Annotated in this window: 8 protein-coding genes; all 8 read right to left on the reverse strand. The window is 34.3% G+C overall.

All coding sequences use genetic code 11. From position 1 onward, the window contains the following. Positions 1 to 15: 15 nt before the first annotated feature. Positions 16 to 501 (reverse strand): YchJ family protein, encoded by a 486-nt coding sequence (locus tag ACXGQW_RS02155; RefSeq protein WP_457823471.1) that lies wholly within the window; start codon positions 499 to 501, stop codon positions 16 to 18. 11 nt (positions 502 to 512) lie between these two features. Continuing rightward, positions 513 to 1,385, reverse strand: a complete 873-nt coding sequence (locus ACXGQW_RS02160; RefSeq protein ID WP_457823472.1) for a hypothetical protein — start codon at positions 1,383 to 1,385, stop codon at positions 513 to 515. Positions 1,386 to 1,520: 135 nt separating this feature from the next. Continuing rightward, positions 1,521 to 3,290, reverse strand: coding sequence for a translational GTPase TypA (gene typA, locus ACXGQW_RS02165; RefSeq protein ID WP_457823473.1), 1,770 nt, complete (start codon positions 3,288 to 3,290; stop codon positions 1,521 to 1,523). A gap of 94 nt (positions 3,291 to 3,384) precedes the next feature. Then, complete coding sequence (locus ACXGQW_RS02170) at positions 3,385 to 3,897, reverse strand: hypothetical protein (protein WP_457823474.1); 513 nt, start codon at positions 3,895 to 3,897, stop codon at positions 3,385 to 3,387. A gap of 4 nt (positions 3,898 to 3,901) precedes the next feature. Further along, positions 3,902 to 5,149 (reverse strand): metallophosphoesterase, encoded by a 1,248-nt coding sequence (locus ACXGQW_RS02175; protein WP_457823475.1) that lies wholly within the window; start codon positions 5,147 to 5,149, stop codon positions 3,902 to 3,904. A gap of 90 nt (positions 5,150 to 5,239) precedes the next feature. Next, a complete protein-coding gene (locus ACXGQW_RS02180) occupies positions 5,240 to 11,011 on the reverse strand; it encodes a hypothetical protein (RefSeq protein WP_457823476.1) in 5,772 nt (1,923 codons plus the stop codon). Positions 11,012 to 11,160: 149 nt separating this feature from the next. Beyond that, positions 11,161 to 16,842 carry a T9SS type A sorting domain-containing protein gene (locus ACXGQW_RS02185; protein WP_457823477.1) on the reverse strand — a complete coding sequence of 1,894 codons (5,682 nt, stop codon included), beginning with the start codon at positions 16,840 to 16,842 and terminating at the stop codon, positions 11,161 to 11,163. Positions 16,843 to 17,001: 159 nt separating this feature from the next. Continuing rightward, on the reverse strand, positions 17,002 to 22,602 hold the full coding sequence (locus ACXGQW_RS02190; protein ID WP_457823478.1) for a hypothetical protein: 5,601 nt from the start codon (positions 22,600 to 22,602) through the stop codon (positions 17,002 to 17,004). Positions 22,603 to 22,631 lie beyond the last annotated feature (29 nt).

Below are 22,631 nucleotides of genomic sequence, written 5' to 3' on the forward strand. Positions count from 1 at the left end.
TTAACAATCATCCACTTATAAATGTATTCCATCTATATAAGTCCAGTGATTATTTTCTTTGACAAATCTAGATTTTTCATATATCACACACTCCTTATCTTGCTCGATAAAACGAGCTTTAAAAGTAACATAACCTAAATCATCATTAATTATATTTGAACTTATTACTTCTAAGCCTTTCCATAAAACAGATTTGGTCCATATTGAAATTTCCTCCTTTTCATCGATGGGTTTGGTAGATGAGTGATGGCTTTGCATCAAATAAACCAGATCAGCCAATACATAAGCACTATATCTAGATCGCATTAAATCTATGGGGGTTTTAGCCTGATAAATGTCTTGATGTATCAACCCACAACAGTCTCTATATAAACGCTTTGAGTCACAAAAACATTTAGCAACTCTTCTATTAGCGTTGGTAATGGCTTCTAAATTAAATTTTTGTTTTTTTGCTTGTTTGGCATCTTTTTGCTTCTGAACTAATTTTGAAAATTTAGACATAGAAAAACAAATTACTTAGACTTTAATTTAAACAAAAAGAGCTTTTCCTTATGCTTATACTTATGACCTTTTACTTTTTTTGAATTGCGCTCTCTTGTAATATAAACTTCGTTTTTGTCTTTAAAGGCAACTCCCTCTATTTGGTTGGCATCATTTAACAGAGGTGTAAGATTTATTTTACTAAAACTGTTAAACCCCGAAGCGATGTCATCGAACTCAATTAAATAAGATTTCTGATTTTTATCGTAGGCAATGGCGACTAACTTTTTGGACTCCTTGTGATAATCCATCCCGGTTATTAAACAATTTACCTTTAATGTAGATATTGGTGCAATAGAATAATTACCTGGTAAGGTTGGTAAAGTGTACACGTCCGTTCTATAATTCTCCCAGTTTTTACTCATCAATAAAATCTTATTATCACAAATAGTAATTGCTTCACAATCAAAATTGTTTTTGCCTTTAGATTTGTTATTGATTTGTTGATTTTTATAGTTAAAATAAATTTTTTCTGAAACTACTTCATCTCCTTTATAAAAGTCTTTTTTTGATATTTTATGAATAACTAAATTACTTCTGTATCCAGAATTGTTTCCTGTATCGGCTATGTATATGTGAGTATCATCTTGAGCCAAATCTTCCCAATCAATATTCTTGACTCCTTTCACTTTCACTACTCGTTTAATAGACCCCTTTTTCTCGTCAACCACATAGAGTTTAGCCTTACCGTTAGAATCGTTATGAGTAATCAAATTTTTGCCATCCCATAACAATCCAGAAGTCTCTTTAATTTTTTTAGGTAAAGATGTTTTTTCTACAAGTTCAACTTCTTGGGCACTACCCAAAACAGAGAATAAAATAAAAAGACTGTAGAGATATTTCATTTAATATAGGTTTTAAAGTAAAAATAACGTTATTCTATGAAAATTACCAAAACAGTAGTCAATTGTATATAGTATAAATCAAAAAAAACTCCTTTGCTAGAAAGCAAAGGAGTTTTTTACAATATGAAAAGTGTATTATTTAAAATTGATTTTTCTCATTCTTAAACTTTCTGGAGTAATCTCCAAATATTCATCTTCTCTAATATATTCCATACATTCTTCTAAAGAAAAATCTAATTTCGGAGCAATTTTTACAGCATCATCGTTACCAGAAGAGCGAACGTTTGTTAATTTTTTACCTTTGATCAGGTTTACAGCCATATCGTCAGATTTACTGTTCTCTCCTACTACCTGACCTTTGTAAATATCTTGGTTAGGATCTATAAAGAATTTACCTCTGTCCTGTAATCTATCAATTGCGTAAGCAGTTGCTTTCCCAGTTTCCGAAGAAATGATAGCTCCTTTTAATTCCTCTGGAAACTCCCCTTTATAAGGTCCATATTCAGAAAAACGGTGGTTGATAATTGCTTGACCAGCAGTTGCTGTTAATATTTTATTTCTCAAACCAATCAATCCACGAGAAGGAATGGTAAACTCTAAATGTTGTAAATCCCCTTTAGGCTCCATCACCATTAAATCTCCCTTTCGCAAAGATACTAGGTTTACAGCTTTAGAAGATACTTCTTCTGGAACATCAATAGTTAAAGTTTCATAAGGCTCACTTTTTACACCGTCAATATCTTTTAAAATAACTTGAGGACGACCTACTTGTAATTCATACCCCTCTCGCCTCATTGTCTCAATTAAAACGGACAAGTGTAAAACCCCACGACCAAAAACGTTAAATTTATCTTCCGTATCAGTTTCTTCAACTCTTAAAGCCAAGTTTTTCTCTAATTCTTTAAATAAACGATCACGTAAGTGACGAGAAGTAACAAACTTTCCTTCTTTACCAAAGAAAGGTGAATTGTTAATGGTAAACAACATACTCATCGTAGGTTGGTCAATTTCGGTTCTCGGTAATGCTTCGGGATTTTCTAAATCAGCAATGGTATCACCAATTTCAAAATCATCAATACCTGTAATAGCACAAATATCACCACAACGCACAGATTCTACTTGAGCTTTACCCATCCCTTCGAATACGTGTAATTCTTTAATTCTTACTTTTTTAGTAGAACCATCAGCTTTACACAAAGTATAATCTTTGTTAACTTCTAAATCTCCACGGAAAATACGTCCAATAGCAATTCTTCCTTTAAATGAAGAAAAGTCTAAAGAAGTAATTTGCATTTGTGGAGTTCCCTCATTGTAAGTAGTTGCAGGAATAGATTCCAACACAGCATCTAATAAAGGAACAATATCTTCTGTTTGATTTTTCCAATCAGTACTCATCCAGTTGTTCTTTGCAGAACCGTAGATAGTAGCAAAATCCAATTGCTCTTCCGAAGCTTCTAAAGCAAACATCAAGTCAAAAACTTTTTCGTGTACAATATCTGGTGTACAGTTTTCTTTGTCTACTTTGTTTACCACTACAATTGGAGTTAATCCTAACTCAATTGCTTTACCTAATACAAAACGAGTTTGTGGCATAGGACCTTCAAAGGCATCTACTAGTAATAAAACACCATCTGCCATTTTTAATACACGTTCCACTTCACCACCAAAATCGGCGTGCCCAGGAGTGTCAATCACATTAATTTTAGTCCCTTTGTAGTTTACGGATACGTTTTTAGATAAAATGGTAATCCCTCTTTCACGCTCTAAATCATTGTTATCTAACAATAAGTCTGTACGCTCTTTACGTTCATCTAATACTTTTGCTTGATCAATAATTTTATCTACCAAAGTAGTCTTACCGTGGTCAACGTGAGCTATAATAGCAATGTTTCTTATTTCTTGCATGATTGCACTTTAAATTTAAAGCGCAAAAGTAGTTAAAAGATGTTAGAAAATATGATTAAGATAGGTTTATTACTACAAACAGTTTTAAAAAAATTTAGTTGGCACTAAAAAAGTCTTCTGGGTAAGGTTCTCCTAATTCTTTGGGGGTTAATTTACGTCCCATTTCAAAGGCATTTTCTATCGCTACTTCTTCTGTCCACTTTCCTATAACAATATCTGGTGTCAAAAAATGATAAGCTACAATTCCATTAAACAACTCCTCCTCCACCATATAACTAAAGTGAATGACCAAGGTGTCATTAAATACAAATCCGTATCCTGTTTGATGTTGGTCTCCCTCTATCAACCAACTGGCCTCAATTTGATTACTGATTAAGTCTATATTTAATAAGCCTACATAATAGCTATCTTTAATGTCTGGATTGCCACCCACTATTTCGTATACACCACAAACATTTACCATGTTGACGGAAAACTCTTGGTGTTGAGAAGCGTTTTCGTATAAATCTAACCTCTTTAAAAGCTCTTGTTTTTTATTCTTTCTGTGCGCTAAAGCTTGTTTAGATTTCTCATACCAATGTTTTATTTTTTGATCAAAAGTATTCATTCCCTTAAGCTTTTCGATTTAAAGTAAGCACCGTAATTTCTGGCCAAATTCCTACACGACCTGGGAATCCTAAAAAGCCAAAACCTCTGTTCACGTATAAATACTGATTATTTTTTTGATATAAACCTGCCCAACGTTTGTAAATATACTTTGAAGGGCTCCATTTAAAACCAGGTATTTCAACGCCAAATTGCATTCCATGTGTATGTCCCGATAACGTTAAATCGATTGCTTGTTGATGAGGAATTACTTTTTCATCCCAATGAGTAGGGTCGTGAGAGAGCAATATTTTAAAGTTATCTGAGTTTGTTCCTATTAAAGCTTTTGACAAGTCTCCTTTTTGAGGGAACGGTGGTTTTCCCCAATTTTCTACTCCAACAATATCAATCTGTTCGTTGTTTTGTGTAATGGTTTTAGAAGTATTGTTTAACAACTCAAAACCCATGTCTTTTTGATGTTGAAATAGGGTTTGCAAATTATCTTCTTTTTCTTTAGTACTTTTCCATCTTTTATGAGTGCCATAATCATGATTTCCTAAGCTAGAAAATACTCCCATGGATGCTTTTAAGCTTCCAAATAATTCTTTGTAAGGCACAATCTCCACAGCATCATTATTTACTAGATCTCCTGTAAACAAAATCAGATCGGGTTGTTGTTCTTTGATTAGATCTACTCCTCTTTTAACTTCGTCTATATTGTCAAAACTCCCTGAATGAATATCCGAAATATGGACAATTTTTAAACCATCAAAAGATTTTGGTAAATTTTTAAAACCTAAGTTGATGTTTTTTACTTTGTAATTGTATTTGCCTTTAGTTATTCCATACAACATCGATAAAAAAGGAATACTTGCTAACCCCAATCCTACTTGACCCACAAATTTACGCCTGTCTCCAAAAGATACATCATTATCTGTAGATGAGAATAATTTAAAAACACATTCTGATACGTAAACTGTTATTCTGAGAATATCATCAAAAACAGCAGTAAAAAACAGCCCTATCTTTAGCACTAAAAAAGCGAATGTATACCCAAATAATAAGTTTAGAGGTAAAGTGGCTTGGGTAGGTCTATCATCAAACTTTAATAAGACTAAAGCGAAACATCCGTAACTCACTAACATACTAAAATAGTAGAAACATTTAAAAATTAGCTTGTGATTGTTATTGCTAAAGTAGTTTTTAAAACTAGCTAATAAGTATATATCTAAAATTAATAAGAGGGTAACAAAAATCAATATTCTTTTTATCATTAGTGTAGTTGTATATCTGTCCAAATATAATAACAAAAAAAGTCTGTTATTGTATAACAGACTTTTTTTAGATGTTTAGAATAAATATTATTATTCAATAAACACTTTTTTGTTCACTGTACCTATGTCAGTTTTTACTTTGATAATATAAAACTGAGAACTCAATACTATGTCTTTTACGTTAGATCTATTGGTAATTTTATCTTCTATATAATCTAAAACTTTTTCACCAGCAATACTATACAGAGCGATAGATTGTATGTTCCCTTTTTCTAAGATTACCTCTATCTCATTTTTATCTGTTCTAATGAGAGTTTTCGTCTTATTATCAACAAATTCATTAGATAATGTTTCTTGATTGCTAAACATAACACTGAATCTATCTCTATATTCTCCATTTTGTAAAGTTATCTTATGAGATTTCTTTTTGATGTTTGTAATAGTTTTTAAAACTTCATCATACAAATAAACCTCTCCACTATAGTTCTCTGCTTCGTCTAATTTAAAGGTAATTTCTTTTTCGTTTTCTACTACCACACCTACAGGCAGTTCCAAATCATCACTTACAAAAGGCACACTCGTTATAATATAACGATCTACATCCTCAGGAATTACCCAAAAGGCATCATTTGAGAAATAATCGAACATAAATGAATCTCCAAATTCTTTATCTAACGTCCCTCCATTTAAAGTTGTTGCTATTTGCCTATGGAATACTCTACCATCTTCTTTTACATATTCAATACCTAAACGAATAATTGGAGTTAATGTTTTTAAGCTATTGGTTTTAAAGAAGTGTCTGCTTCCATCAAAAGTAATTCCATCTCTTAGGGCATTGGTAAATTGTACAGTTCCCGTTGTCTCCCCATAAACTACAAAACCTTGACCTGGTTTAATGAAAGCTGTTGGTGTTGTTGATCCTGAATTTGGTCCGTTATCTGGAGAACCAATTGTTGCTGCAGATACCCCAACTCCTGAACTATTAAATGTTGCGTACCCTCCTAGGTCATCCTCAATCCCTGTAGCATGAGCATCTCCAGCAGGTTGATCCCATAAATATGCTGTATTTTCTAATACAGATGCATTGTTGGTTAAGAAAGTCTGTAAATTCATTGTTGATGGATAAGGATTACCTGTTAACAAGAAGTTTCCAGAAGTAATTGAAACATTTATATTTCCATTGTTTGGACTTCCTATAAAATTATACTCATTAGCAGCTCCTGTTCCTTTCATGGTAAACCCTACTCCAGGAATCATTGTCTCATTTTCATCAACCTCCAAGAAAGCACCACTATTGTTAAGTGTGTGAATCCATCTTCTACTTATCGTAGTTCCTGATCCTTGTTTACTGTCTGTAAAACTAGGATCGGTATTATCCGTTAAGTCATCAGCGGGATCGGTTGAATTAAATTTTAAGTTTCCTGATAATGTAAATGTACCTGAGGTATTAACTGGAGATGCAAAATAATTATATCTGTATTCAGAGGCTGTGGCATCGTCTATAATTTTAAAGATTTGTCCAGAACCTGAATTACCATCAATGCCATTTCCTGTTTGAATAAGCTCTGCATCTCCCTCTAAATATAAATCTCCATCCAACTCTAAGTCCTCTTCTAATTCTAAATATTGCGTAGTTGGAATAGTTACTGCTGTACCAGAAGCTATGTTCATACAAAAACAAACTGCACTTTCCGATAAAGTGACGTCATTTAAAATTTGTACCGACTCTCCTGTGTCTGATGTAGAAAGTGCGTTGTCAGTACCCGAACCACCAAACCATACATCATTACCAAAAATAATAGTACCTGTTCGTGTTTTACTAACTAGGGTAAAAACTTCACCATCCAATAAATCTACCCCCGTAAAAATCAGGTTATTTCCTGTTAGCACTCCTGAGGTAATATTTTCTATAACACCTGTGGTGTAATCACCGTCTCCATCCTGATCTATTCTCAAATTATAGTTATCTGGATCTGGTATTGCTGACATGTCAAATTGTAACGTTACGGTACCAACACTTCCTGTGTTTTGCACTTTCCAGTCCCTATTAACTTGTTTAGTACTACGTAAACAGTCTCCTGTAGGTGTATCTGCATCAATTAAAGTAATTGCATCTCCTCCTGTAATTTTACTACCCCAAACTAAAAAATCCAAGTTATCATCAAAAGATCCCATATTCGATGCGTTGTCCAATGCTACAGATGTATCTATAGAAATGCTTAACATTGAATTTAAACCTGTTGAACGCCCCTGTTTTTGGTTCAGCTGTGAATCATCATCTCTTCCGATAGCTGCAATGTTATTGTGATAATCTGCATTAGTAGAAGCATCCCAAACTATTACTGGAGACATCGTTGTAGATGTACTCAAGTGATAATCTCCAGCATCTCCTCCTGTTAAATTATCCAACGTTACTCCATATTTTAAACCTAAATAACTCTCAATTTTACTAATATCTAAATCAGACAGTGTTACTCCTTGATAATACAAAACCTCAGATATTTTACCATCATAGTAGTCTCCTGTGGTGGTTCCGTCAAAAGAGGTAGCATTTGAACCGTCCCCAATGAAACCAAAACGCGTTGCAGATCCAGAACCTATATTATTATCATCCACATCACCAGAGAAATCTTCTGCACCATTTAACTTAATTAAAGTTTCGTTTGCCCCCAAAGCAGTATCGTATATAAACCCTCCTATGTTTGTTGATCCTGTATTTGTAATTGTTGTTCCTGAACTGTCAAATATTCCTCCAGATGTTGTGTAAGAAAAATCTAAAGAACCATCTCCTCCTACTGACATATTAAAATAGTGATCCCTATCAAAACTTAATAGAGCCCAATTAGTATCATCAGGGGTAGCAGGTGTATCACTAAATGTAGTTTCATAAACTACCCATGAATACATTTTATCTATTTCCCCTGCTGAACTAAAGTTCAAGTTTTCAATGGCTAGGTGATCGCTCACACCATCAAAACTTATGGCAGGATTGTAGCTAAACAATTCGTCATTAGAAGGTTTATCATTGTTCACAGACTGTACTACACCGTTACCTGCTGCACTTGAATCTCCTATAGACGTTAAAATCCCATTAGAACTAACAGCGTTCAGGTCTCCCTTTATCCACATATTTAAGCCACCACTAACCGCTCCTGGTGATGGAACTATCGGTATTGTTAAAATAAATGCTATTCTATCTCCATCTATCATATTTCTATTAATGTAATAGTGGGTACCATCGTCAGTTAAAGATATTCTTGTGTTGGTTACACCCTCTTCAGCAAATTCAAAATTATCGTTTGTACTTAATAGCAAATCTACACCAGTAGCCGATTCTGAGAAAAATGATTTTGGTATAGCAACATATACATTATCCGAATACGTACCTACCTCCTTAAACAACCACTTTCTTACCGTTATAAATTCATTTGAAGCAACGTTATAATCTGTAAACCCTGTACTCAAACCATTATTACCAAACAACAACGATACTCCCTCTGGAACAGAGGTTCGAGAGCCACTTAAGTTGCTAGAAGTAAAATCTAAGTCCGTAGACAATATTAAATCTTTGGCTGATGTAGATGTTGCAATTTTTTGATCTAAGTCTGAGTTAACATCATCTCGAACGATTCCAGCTATACCAGACCAGTATGCTGTATTATCCCACAAGGTTATTCCAGCGGAGTTTAAATATTGTACACTCTGATCTAGAGTGATTCCATATTTTAATCCCAGATAAGTTTCTAGCCTAAATGTTTCATTCGTTGTAAAAGTCTTTCTGTCTGCTAGTATAATTTCAGATATTTGACCATCATAGTGAATACCATTTCTCGTTCCGTTTTCTGATAATGCCTCAGAACCGTCTCCTATAAAACCAAATCTGTTTGTTTTGATTCCTATATTTCTATTTAAATTAGCAGTAGCTCCATTATTTACGTTCGGATTGGTAACATTTGTAGTCAAAGGCACGGAACCTTCAACATTCCCATCAAACTTTAATGCAGCAATATTACTTAAAGATCTATCAAATAAGAACTCTGCAATATGTGGCAAACCATCATTTGCTACCGAGGTGCTTTTAAAATCTATAATACCACCTCCTCTTTGTTCGTAAGAGAAAGCTAATTCTCCTGTAGGTTGAACAAACGCATTGTAGGCTTCACTTCTGTCAAAATCTAATAAAGACCAGTTGTTATTAAACTCTCCATTACCATCGTCTTCATCAAAATCAGTACTATAAACTGCCATTACATGCATATCTGTAATATCGGTACCTGCTTCATACATTTTGTTTTTAATAAATAAGTAATCGTCTTGACCGTCAAAAGTTAAAGTCGGATTAAAATTCATTAAAGATGCGGTAGAAGGTGTCGAAGTTCCGTTAGTCTGTACAGCATCTGCACTATTATAACTAGCATCTTCTATTGTTAAAGTTCCTCCCGAGGTTTGAGATTGATCTGCCCTAATAAACAAATCGAATTCGGTGACAGAAACACCTGCTATCTGAATATCAGATGTTACGAACGAGAAATACTGTCCATCTATCAGATTTAAAGTAGTTGTGTAAAAACCTGAATTTAAAACCATTGTTGTTCTATTGGCATTATCGCCAGTATCAATGATTTCATCCGTACTCGTGATAATATCAACATCAATACCAGTTGGAAAAAATTCTTCTGGTATGGCGATATGTATCGTACCCGAGTCTCCTCCATTCTCCTTGACTAACCAAGTAGTTCTTAAAACATTTTCACTAGCACCTGCATCAAAAACTTGAAAACCTGTTAAACCGTTGTCTCCAAATAAAATAGATGTCCCAGCTGTTAAAGAAGTTCTAGCTATATTGCTGTTTGAAGATGTAAAATCGTTAGTGGTGGAGATAATAAGAGAAGTGTTTAGCGCTGACGCTACTTTTTGATCAATAGAACCTACAACGTTGTCGTTGATTAAACCAAAAACGTTGTTCCAGTACGACGTGTTGTCCCAAATTATGTTATTACCAGAATCCCTGTAGCTTCCAGAAGAACTATTTAATGTGATTCCATATTTTAATGCTAAATATGACTCTATTTTTCTTATTGCATCTGTTCTTTCAGAAATTGTTAAGCTCAAATCGTTAAAATATATAATTTCAGCAATTTCTCCATCGTAAAATACATCATTTTTACCTCCGTTTTCAACATTCGCCTCTGATCCATCACCAATGAAACCATATCTGGTTTCATTATCAGTAATTATACCACTCGAAATACGATTTGCAGAAAAATCTTCATTCCCATCAAGTCTCAATTTAGTATTCTGAGTTACATCTTTATCGTATATAAAAGTTCCTATGTGTGGTACGTCGTTATTTGAACTTGTAGAACCATAGTTATCAAATATATTATTATCTGTAGCTGGCACATTAACATTGTCTGGAAAGGAAAAACCTAGGCGACCATCATCTCCCCTTACATAAACGTTGAAAACTTCACTTCTATCAAAATCCAAAAAAGCCCAATTCCCATTGGCCCCACCAGTTGCATTGGGTGTCTTATAAACTACAAAAGTATATATGTTGTCTATTGACAAACCTCCTGTGTAGTTAATATTACTAATGGCAAAAAAATCATTAGCTCCATCAAAAGTAAATGTCTCATTAAAGTTAAAAAATTCACTCTGTACAGGTTTATCATCTGTAGTGGCTTGAAATGCGTTGTTACCCTTACCGCTTTCATCACCCCAAATAAGAGTTCCAGCATCTGTAACACTAGTATTGGCTTTAACCCACAAATCTAAGTCTGTTGAGGGAACTCCCCCCGGTGTTTGAGCCGACAAAATATTGGAGATCAATACTAAAGCTAGAAGTAATATTCTTTTCATGTAGTTAAATTTTGAAATCATAAATTACGCATATTAAAAGTTATTATGTAAACGAACCAACATTTATTAACATTGTTAATATACACATCTTAGAAACACCAGTTGAATCTGGTAATAAATCTATTGCTATACTGTCAAATAATGAACTTTTATTTTGATATGCTTATTTTTTTAGATATTGTTGCTTTATTTGTTATAATTTTTGCAATATACAATTTACTTGATAAATCAGACATATTTATGTTCGCCGTTTTGCTATTTAATTTTTGATTGAGAATTTCTACTCCAGAAAAATTATATATTTGAATCTGACGTATCAGACCATTCTTAATTTCTATATATAAAATCCCATTACGTTCAAACAAACTTATATTTCGTTCATCCTCAGTCTCTTCTGATGATAGTGTTTCTTCATTTCTAAATATTACACTAAACCTGTCATTATACTCTCCTGAAATTAAAGAAGCAGTAAAATCATTGTTTTTTAAATTCAACAATGAATTGGTTTGGCTATCATGTAAATAAATACCACTTGCAATATTTTCTATTTTATCTATTTTAAAAGTGATCTCTTTATCCTCATCTAAAACAACTCCTAAAGGTAATTCTAACTCTTCTCTATCATCTTCTTCACTAACAATATTTGGCACACTCGTTATTACGAATCTATCTTCTTCATTTGGCAGTAACCAAAAAGCATCATTTCCAAAGTAGTCAAACATATAAGCATCTTTACCTGCTTCTCTCTCCATAGAATTTCCTTCTAATACTGTTGCTAATTGTCTATGAAAGACTTTTCCATTTTCTTTAGAATATTCAAAACCTAATCGCAATATTTGTCTCAATGTTTTGAGTTTACTAGTCTTAAAAAAGTGTCTACTTGCATCAAATGTAGTTACTTCTCGTAAACTATTATTAAACTGAACATTTCCTGTAGCTTCAGCAAACACAACAAAACCTTGACCTGGTTTTACAAAACCACTAGGCTCCGTGCTTCCTGAATTAACACCGTTGGTAAAATCAACTACAGAGGCAGCAGCAACTCCTACTCCTGAGCCTATTCCTCCTGTAAAAGTTGCATATCCTCCTAAATCATCTTCTGATCCAGTAGCATGAGCATCTCCTGATGGTTGATCCCATAAATAAACAGTTCCTTCTAATGTTGATGTGTTTAAGTCATTGAACTGTTCCAAATCTATAGTAGAAGCATATGGATTACCCGTTAATAAATAATTACCCGTAGTAATTGGTACCTTAATCTCTCCATTATTTGGATTACCTATAAAATTATAATTATTAGTAGATCCCGTTCCTTTCAAAGTAAAACCAACTCCCGAAGCTAAGTCTGTATTCTCTGGTATTTCAGTAAAGTTGGTACCATTATTTAAGGTATGATACCACTGCCTAGCAATAGATGTCCCGAATCCTTCTAAGTTATTTGTGAAGCTTGGATCTGTATTATCTCCCAAAGTAACACCTGTATTAAATTTAAAATTGCTAGTTATATTAAAGTTTCCTAAAGTATTTACAGGCGAACTAAAGAAATTATAACGATACGATGAAGCTGTTGCCTCATCTATAATTTTATATAACTGACCGCTTCCTGAATTGCCAGTATTATCATCTGTTTGAATTAACTCAGCTGTTCCCTCTAAATATAAATCTCCATCTAAAATAAGTTCATTGGCATTAATGAACTGACCTGTAGGAACTGTTAGTATTTGTCCTGAATTTATTTTTAAACAGTTACAAGAAAAATCTTCTGAAATTGTTACTGAATTTTCTATGGTAACTCTAGCACCTATATCATTTAATGCATTAGGTGCTCCTCCAGTTCCAGAACCACCAGACCAAGAACCGTTATAGGTAATATCAAATCCTGCTTTTCTGAATAAGGTAAAGTACACACCATCCGCTAAAGTGATACTACTGAATGTCAAATCTGTTCCTGATAAAGAGCCAGCAGTATGTATAGTTTGATCTCCTGTAGTTGTAAAATTTCCATCGGTATCTACTACCAAATCAAAGTTACCAGGGTCAGAAATGTTAAACATATCAAACTGCATTGTAACAGCCCCTACGCTACCAGTATTTTGTACGAACCAATTTTTATTTACTTTTAATGTACCTACAGCTGCACAATCAATAACAAAATTATCTTCTACCCCGTTGTTCCCCCACGCTAAGAAATCTAAATTTTCATCAAAAGCACCGATATTATTTACATTGCTATCTGCTACAGAAGTATCGATTGATATCGTCAATACACCATCAGAATTTTCTGATTTAGACTGCTTTTGATTTAAACTGGAATCATCATCTTGACCTATTACTGTAATATCATTGTTGTAGTTAGTATCAGAGGTAATGTCCCATATAATATTGTTAGTATTAGAACCATCTACATAAGCGCTAGTAATATAATTGGTGCTCAACGTTACTCCATATTTAATAGCTAAATAACTTTCTATTTTATTGATAGCTACAGCATCTAAAGTTTCACCTTCGTAATAGACTATTTCTGAAATTCCTCCTTCATAATAACTATTTCTAGAAGCTCCATCAAAAGTAGCTGCATTAGACCCGTCTCCTATATAACCGAAACGTGTTTCTGCTGTACCGCTGTCATTTGTACCTATATTTGCCGAAGTCAAATCACCTTCAAAATCTACAGCACCATTAGAACGAATAGTTGTTTCATTAATTGTGCTGTTATCAAATATAAATCCTGCTAATTGAGTTGTACCCGTATTGGTTACCGCCGTACCTCTGGCATTTCTTCTGGATCCGTTTGCATCTTCGTAGGTGAAATCTAAAAAACCATCACCACGCATTTGCATATGGAAGTACTCTCTCCTATCAAAATCTATAAAACTCGCATTCGTATCATCTATTCCAGAACCGACTCCTTCTTCAATGAAGTCTGATTTGTAAATAATCCAAGTATACAACTTGTCAATGGCTCCTATTCCATTGTAGTTAAGATTTTCTATAGCCATTCTGTCTGTTGAAAATGTTAACGTTGGATTAAAATTAACCTCGTTAGTTGTATAAATCGGTTTTCTTTGATTATCTGTTTGAGAAATATTGTTTCCATTAAAACTCGCATCTAAGACTGATTCAGCATTTCCACCAGCACTCACGACTCCTTGATCTGATTTTAACCACATTGTTAAACCCGTGTCTATATTACCTGGGGCATTAGTGACTGGTACAAAAACAAAAGCTAGTATTTCTCCATCATCCATATCTCTAGAAAAATGATAAAAAGTACCATCATCTGTTAAAGCGACTGTAGTTTCCCCTACACCATCCATAATACCATCTGTACTAATTACAGCCTCTACTCCTATAGATCCGTCTGGAAAAAATGATTTTGGTATAGCGACATGTACATTATCGTTTAAATTAGTTCCCCCTTCTTTGAACAACCAGTGTCTTGATGTTAATTTTTTTCCCAATGTAACGTTGTCTTCTCCAGCACCAGATGTTCCACCATTATTACCAAAAATCAAGAAACTTTCGTTATTTAAAGAGGTTCTTCCACCGTCACTATTTGCAGAAGTATAATCTGCGGTTGTTGCTAAAATTATATCATTGTCTGATTGCGACTGTGCGATTCTCTGATCCAAATCACTATCCACGTCATCCCTAATAATACCTGCTATTCCGTTCCAATAAGTTATATTATCCCACACAGTTGTTCCTTGAGAATTTTTATAAGTACCTAACGAATTATCTAGAGTAATACCATATTTTAAAGCTAAATATGATTGTATCTGAAGAACTTCTTGAGTTGTAAATTCCTCTGTATCGGTCATTAAAATTTCAGAGATGTTACCCTTATAGTAAATACTTCTTGTAGAAGCATTTTCAGAAGCCGCATTTGACTCATTACCAATAATTCCATATCGTGTTCTATCTAGAATAATGTTTCCAGGTAATTTATCATCACTATCATCAAGAGCTCCGTCTAATTTAATTACAGTATCGTCTCCACCAGCATCTCCATCAAAAACAAATTCACCCAAATGCGGAAAACCTTCATTAGAAAATAACACTCCCGTTTCTGTTAAATTACTTGAACTAGCTCTGTATTGAAAAACAGATCTACCATCTCCTCTTATATAATTAGAAAAAGTACCTTGCCTATCGAAATCTAAAAAACTACTGTTTGTTCTATTTCCGCCGTCGTTAAAATCGGTACCATAAACTATAAATGAATGTAAATCTGCTATTTCATCACCACTGTTGTAATGCTTATTTTTTATATATAAATAATCATCAGTTCCATCAAAAGTAATGGTAGGATTATAGTTCATTAAATTAGTAACAGTAGGAGTATTTACAATAACATCTTGCACGGCATCAGCAAAACCTAAACTATTATCTTTGAATATTAAGGTGCTTCCATCTACACTATTATCATCTGCACGTATTATCAAATCGAACTTACCCACTGAAACTCCTGCAATTTTAGTTTCGTCAATTAAAAAAGATACAATATCTCCATCTTCAATATCTTGAGCTGTTGTTGTATGATATAAACCTCCTGAGTTTGTTAAAGAAACAGGCGTTTCTGAGTCGAAAACACCATCACTACTAATAATCAACTGCACTGTAGCCCCAGAAGGAAATAAATCTTCTGAAACAGCTATAAACACATTATTTGTTTCTGGACTACTTTCTTTAAAAAGCCATCTTCTTTTCAATGCAATTTTCCCAGAAATGCCTGTTGATGAAAACCCTAGAGGAGCATTATTATCTCCAAACATTAAATAAGTATCTGCTGTTACATCCGTTCTCCCTAGATCACTATTGGCAGAAGCAAAATCATTTGAAGTAGAAACTATGATATCTGAGCCAACAGGTGAAGTAATTCTTTGATGAACATCTCCTGAAGTATCATTGATAATACCTCCTACGTTATGATGATATATTGCGTTTGCCGAAGCATCCCAAATAACTGTTCCACTTGCATCTAAATAATCACCTGAATCTCCACCGTCAGTATTATCTAAGGTTATACCATATTTTAAAGCTAGGTGCGTTTCTATTCTAGCAAGTTCAGATGCTACTAAAGCCGTTGTTTTTCTAATTAAAATAATTTCAGCAATCTCTCCATCATAGTGATTTCCACTGTTGCCTATGCCTTCTGTATCCGAATTAGAACTATCTCCAATAAATCCAACTCGGTTACTTCTTATGATAAGATTTCCGGTAACTCTATCAGAAGCAAGAGCAACTTGCCCATCTAATCTAATTTGAGTATCAGTTACGTTTGCTTCTTCAAAAACAAAACTAGCTAAGTGAGGAGTATCATCATTCGAAACAAAACCACCTCCCACCTGCGCATTTTCGTTTTGTCCATTTACAACATCTCTATACCTAAAAGCTAACCTACCATTACCTCTCAAGGCCATTGAATAACCTGTGGTTGTTCCAAAACCTATAAATGAGTTATTTGTTGTATTCCCCCCAGAAAAATCACTTTTATAAATCACAAAACCATATAAATTCTCTATCTCCTCGTTGGCAGTGTAATTCAAGTTTTTAATTGAGAAAAAATCATCTGTACCATCAAAAGTAAAAGCTTCATTAAAATTAATTAATTCAGTATATGACGGTTCTGAAGCAGATGTAGTTTGAAATGCATAGTTGGAGTTTGTACTATCATCTCCCCATTCTAATCCGCCGTCAATACCTGGGTCTGTAAAGCCTGAATCTCCTTTATACCAGAAACTGATATCTGAGGTGCCAATACCCCCTGGGGACTGAGCGTTAATAGCACTAAAATTACAAAGTATGATGAATAATAAAACCTTTCTCATAATTAACATATGTTTAAAGGGCAAAGTAATACTTAATTGTACTAATATAAAAATCAACTTAAATTATACAACATATGTTAATAATTAACCTATTTATTATGAACAAAAAAATCCACCATTTAATTATGATGGATTTTCTGTTTTGAATATATATAATTTTTAGTCTATATATATCTTTTTTGTTACTGTACCTATTTCAGTAATTATTTTGATGATGTAAAAGTTTGAGCTCACATCAGTAGTAATAGTGGCACTGTTTGTTGAATTCCTTGGAGAGTAGTTCAACATCCTTCCGCCTGATAAACTGTACAATTCAATAGATTTGATATTTCCTTTTTCTAAGATTACTTCTATCTCGTTTTTATCTGTTCTTATCAAGGTTTTTGTTTTGTTATCAACAAACTCATTTGATAAAGTTCCTTGATTGTTAAACATGATACTGAATCTATTTCTATATTCTCCATTAGATAAAGTTACCTTATGAGATTCCTTTTTGATGTTTGTAATCGTTTTTAAAACTTCGTCATACAAATAAACCTCTCCGTTGTAGTTCTCTACTCCATCTAGTTTAAAAGTAATCTCTTTGTCGTTCTCTACAACTACTCCTAATGGAAGTACCAAATCATCACTTGCATAAGGTACGCTTGTAATAACGTAACGATCTTCGTCTTCTGGAATCACCCAAAAGGCATCGTTTGGAAAGTAGTCAAACATAAAAGCATCTTTTCCTGCTTCTTTCTCTAAGCTATTCCCGGATAGAGAGGTGGCTATTTGTCTGTGGAAAATACGACCGTCTGCTTTTGTATATTCGAAACCTAAACGAATTATTGATGTTAACGTTTTTAAGCTGTTCGCTTTAAAGAAATGTCTACTTCCATCAAAAGATACTCCATCTCTTAAACTATTGTCAAACTGAACGTTTCCTGTAGCTGTTGCATAAACTACAAATCCTTGTCCTGGCTTAGCAAAACCACTTGGTTGGTTATTACCAGAGTTAGGTCCATTTTCAGAAAAGTCTACGTCTGTCATATCTAAAGTTGCTGCCGAAACTCCTACTCCAGATCCAACTCCTCCCATAAAAGTAGCATAACCTCCTAAATCATCTTCTACACCTGTTGCGTGAACATCTCCTGAAGGTTGATCCCATAAATATACTATTCCTTCTAAAGTTGATGAGTTCAAATCATTAAACTTTTCTAAGTCTATAGTAGAAGCATATGGGTTACCTGTTAATAAGAAGTTACCTGTCGTAATAGGAACGTTGATATTTCCATTGTTTGGACTTCCTATAAAGTTATATTGATTGGCTACTCCTGTTCCTTTCATCGTAAACCCTACTCCTGGGGCCATAGTCTCGTCCTCGTCTATTTCTAAAAAGGAACCTCCATTGTTTAAGGTGTGAGTCCATCTTGTGCTTATAGATGTTCCAAATCCTTCTAAGCTTCTTGTAAAACTTGGATTTGTATTATCTCCCAAGGTTACTCCTGTATTAAACTTTAAGTTATCTGACAGTGTAAAGCTTCCAGACGTGTTAACCGGAGAAGCAAAATAATTATATCTATATTCTGAAGCAGTAGCATCATCTATAATTTTAAATATTTGTCCAGAACCTGAATTTGTATTGGTCAAATCTGTTTGTACCAATTCAGCATCTCCCTCTAAATAAATACTACCGTTTGAATTCAATGTGTTTGTTACTTTTAAAAATTCATCATCACTTACCGTAACTTTAGCACCATTAGCCACTCTTAAACACTTACAGTTGTGCGATGCACTCAACATTACGTCATTGTTAATAGTAACAGACTTTACTAGGTCAGTTACAGAATCATCAAATTCACCTGCAACTCCTGAACCCCCACTCCAAAAACCTGAAGTATAACTTACATCGGTAGAAATATCTACCAAAGTAAACACTGCTCCGTTAGGTAAAGAGACATTATTAAATGATATGTTGCTTCCTGCAACCGTACCTGTAGAAATAGTGTTAATAGTACCCGTATTATAATTCCCATCACCGTCAACATCAATCACTAAATTAAATGTAGATGAAGTTGGTAATCCACTAATATCAAATCTCAGTGTTAGATTGTTAACATTTCCAGAATTGCTAACTTTCCAATTTCTATTAACCTGATCCAAACAATCATTGAGAGCGTTATCGTGTGGTACTAAAGCAAGTGCTGCCGAAGAATCGTTACCCCATATTAGAAAATCTAAGTTAGACGTAAAGTTGGCTGGATTTGCATTATTACTTACAGCAATAGAATTCGATTTAGAAATTGTTAAAATAGTTCCAGGGTTTTCTGATTTAGACTGCTTTTGCAATAAATTAGAAGCCACATCTCTACCAATACCTGCAATATTGTTGTGATAAACGCTGTTTGCAGTTGCATCCCATATAACGGTTCCCACACTATTCAAATAATTAACACCAGAAGGTAGTGTAATACCGTATTTGATAGCCAAATAAGACTGAATTTTTTGCTCATCTAGGGCTGATAATATATTAGTGTAAATTATGATTTCCGAAATATTACCGTTAAAACCATGACTCCCTAAATTATGTCCATTCCCGATGTACCCTGTACTTCTACTTCCATCTTGCGTTAATGGGCTCATATTAGCTAATGATCCATTAGTTAACACCCCCTGTTTTACCAGTCCAATTCTATTAGCTCCACCATCAAATGAAGAAGTAAACAGATCCGGAGATTGATTACTAGCACTATAAGCTGCTATGTTTGCATTTGCGTTTCCTGATACACCTTGCTGAGTGAAAGAAGCTCGGGTATCCGTTCTATAACCTACGCGAAATCTTTGGTTATCATGGGGCGTTCCCGTTGAAAAATTTGCTCCTAAGAAATGATCATTCGCAGATGCTACGTCACGCTCTACTACAGCTAGTACATTATAATTGGTCCCGACTAAGGCACTTAAGTTAAAATTAAGGTATCCATTATCGCCATTATCGAAAAACACAGATGGATTAAAGTTGTTGTTATTAGTGTTGTAATTAACTCCTACTCCTCCGGTGTTAATAGTTGCATTGTTACTACCTGTTTGATTGTTCCATGTGTTAACCAGACTACCGTTGGTGGTTGTAGAGGTTCCACTATCTGCTCTAAACCAGTGCGTAAGTCCAGAAGTTACATTTGCTGGTCCTACACTAAGACCAACACCTACAGTGAAGACTGCATTATTCGGAAAGTTAACGTTTGTAAATGTTAAAACTCCTTCTACTAGGGAAGCTCCGCTGATATGTATATCACTATCAGAAAAATCAGTATCATTATCAATTAGTAATGCATAATCGTTCGCGTTAGTAGACGTTGCAAATGCTGGCAAAGTAATACTAACAGTTACGTCATTCACATTTCCAGTATTGGCTACTTTCCATGTTCTTTGTATTCTTTCTGCATATACAGGGTTTAGTCCAGCTGTTTCAGAAATCAATCCTCCATTATCGTTACCTACCAACATAAAGTCTTGATCATCTTCAAAACCTCCTGCTTTTTCTATGGTTAAGGCAGTAGTTTCAGTAGATTCTGCTGATTTAGGTTGATTTAACGTGGTAATATCGTTTCTACCTATTCCAATCACATCGTTATGATATAATGCATTAGCAGAAGCATCCCAAATTAAGTTTCCATCACTGTCGAGATAGTCTCCTTCTACACCACCTAAAGCGTTACTTAACGTAATTCCGTACTTGACTGCCAAATATCCTTCAACCTTTCTCTTTTCCAATGCAGATAGTTCAGTGTCATAGTAAATAACTTCGGCTATTTCTCCTGTAAATTGGTCACCACCTGTAGCATCATCTCCTAAATAATAATATCCTTGTCTCCCTATGGAAGCATTTGTAAAAGATGAATTAAAAGAGGTACCTGATTTGGTGTCAGAATCTAGTAAAGAATTATTTTGATTTACAATAAATGCATCCTGATTACCTTCATCAGATATGGTGAAAATTGTCTTTTCGTTAACATTAATTGGATTGGCAAATGTTCCTACAGTCCCATAATTTTCGGTAAACAAAAATTGTCTTGTATTAGAATCAGGAGTTCCAGCGGGACCTTCTGCTCCAAATTCTACAATGGCTCTCCTAGGACTTGCAGCTGTTAGTTCTCCAACAACAAAAACCGTAGACCCCACACCATTTGTTCTGTTTAGTCGACCCGTAATTGGTCTCTGATCATTAGTAAAAGAAATTACTGGATTAAAATTAAAATCATTTACGTCTGAGTATACCGCATTACCTGTACCGCTAGCATTGGAACCTTCTACACTCTGATCTTCCCAAGAAGTAATACCACCTCCATTTGTTGTAGTATTAGTACCAGCATCAGCTCTTAACCATAAAGATAAATCTGTAGACACATTACCTGGAAATTCCGTTATTGGCGTTAGTGACAGCGTGAAATAATCGCCATCTGATAAATTTACGTTAGGGAAAGTCAATAGATTACCTTCTAACACTCCACCTGCTTTTACTACTGTTGCTCCACTAGTGAAATCTTCATCTGTATCTATTAATAAAGCATATTCTGTAGCGTTACCTGTATTTAGAAAAGTTCCTCCTAGCGTTAAACTAATCGTAACTAAACCTGGAGTTCCGTTTGTTTGTACAAACCAAGTCCTTTGTGATCTCTGAGTTATACCTGATGGTACCCCAACACCAATTGCATCAAAATCTAAAGACTCAACATCATGACCAGTCATTAAATAATCTAAATCGTTGTCAAATGGAGTGCTCGTGTCTGCTTTTTTTATAGAAAGTGCTGTGGCCAGTGAAGGATCTTCATTAAACTCTGTAGATGCACGTTGATCCAAAGCAGTACCGTCATCTCTACCTATACCGATAACATCGTTGTGATAAGCTGCGTTTGCAGAAGCATCCCATAATAAAATGTTTGTGCTTGATATATAATCCCCAGGGCTAGAATTACCCACAGGTGCTGGTGTATGTCCTACTAGATTATTTGTAACTAGAGTAATACCATATTTAAGTGCCAAATAACTTTCTACTCTCCTTCTTTGTATGGTTGTTAATTCGTAATCGTAGTAAATAATTTCTCCTATTTCACCCGTATATCTATTACCTCCAGTATCGTCATCTCCAATTACATAACTTCCTGTAGTCCATGAAGTAGAAAATAAATTTTGTGACACATCGTAGCTACCAGAGTTTAAGAAAATGGTAGAATTATTACCTGCTCCAGACCCTCCTGGATCAGATACAGTCAGTAAATTACGTCTGTTGTTTGGTAAACGTGGATTGAAAAAATCGTTACTGTCATACCTTCTATCAATTAAGTATTGTCTGTTGCTAGGTGTACCAAATTCAACCATACAACCATCATCATTCATATCTGGAGATCTTTGAACTACAAAAATTGTACTCTGATCCGTACCACTTGTAGGGCTTGCTCCTCTAGTAATTTGACTGGTTGAAGGAGTATTAACATTTTTAATGGGTTCAACATCATCAGAAAATAAAATAACTGGATTACCGTTAATAGCATTAGCAGTAGAAAATTTTGCTTCTCCAGTACCGCTAGCATTAAAGTTATTTCCACTTTGGTCGTTCCAAAAAGTTATACCGTCACCATCAGACACGGCATTGGTACCAATATCTGCACGCAACCAAAGTATACTTCCCGGAATACCTCCTGGGTTTGTTTGACCGTAACTGGGTACTATATAAGATATACTTATCAGTATCGCAGTAAGACTCTTATAAAAAAACTTTTTCATTTTGACCTATTTTTATCCACTACAAATTT

The organism is Wenyingzhuangia sp. IMCC45533 (assembly GCF_054111225.1).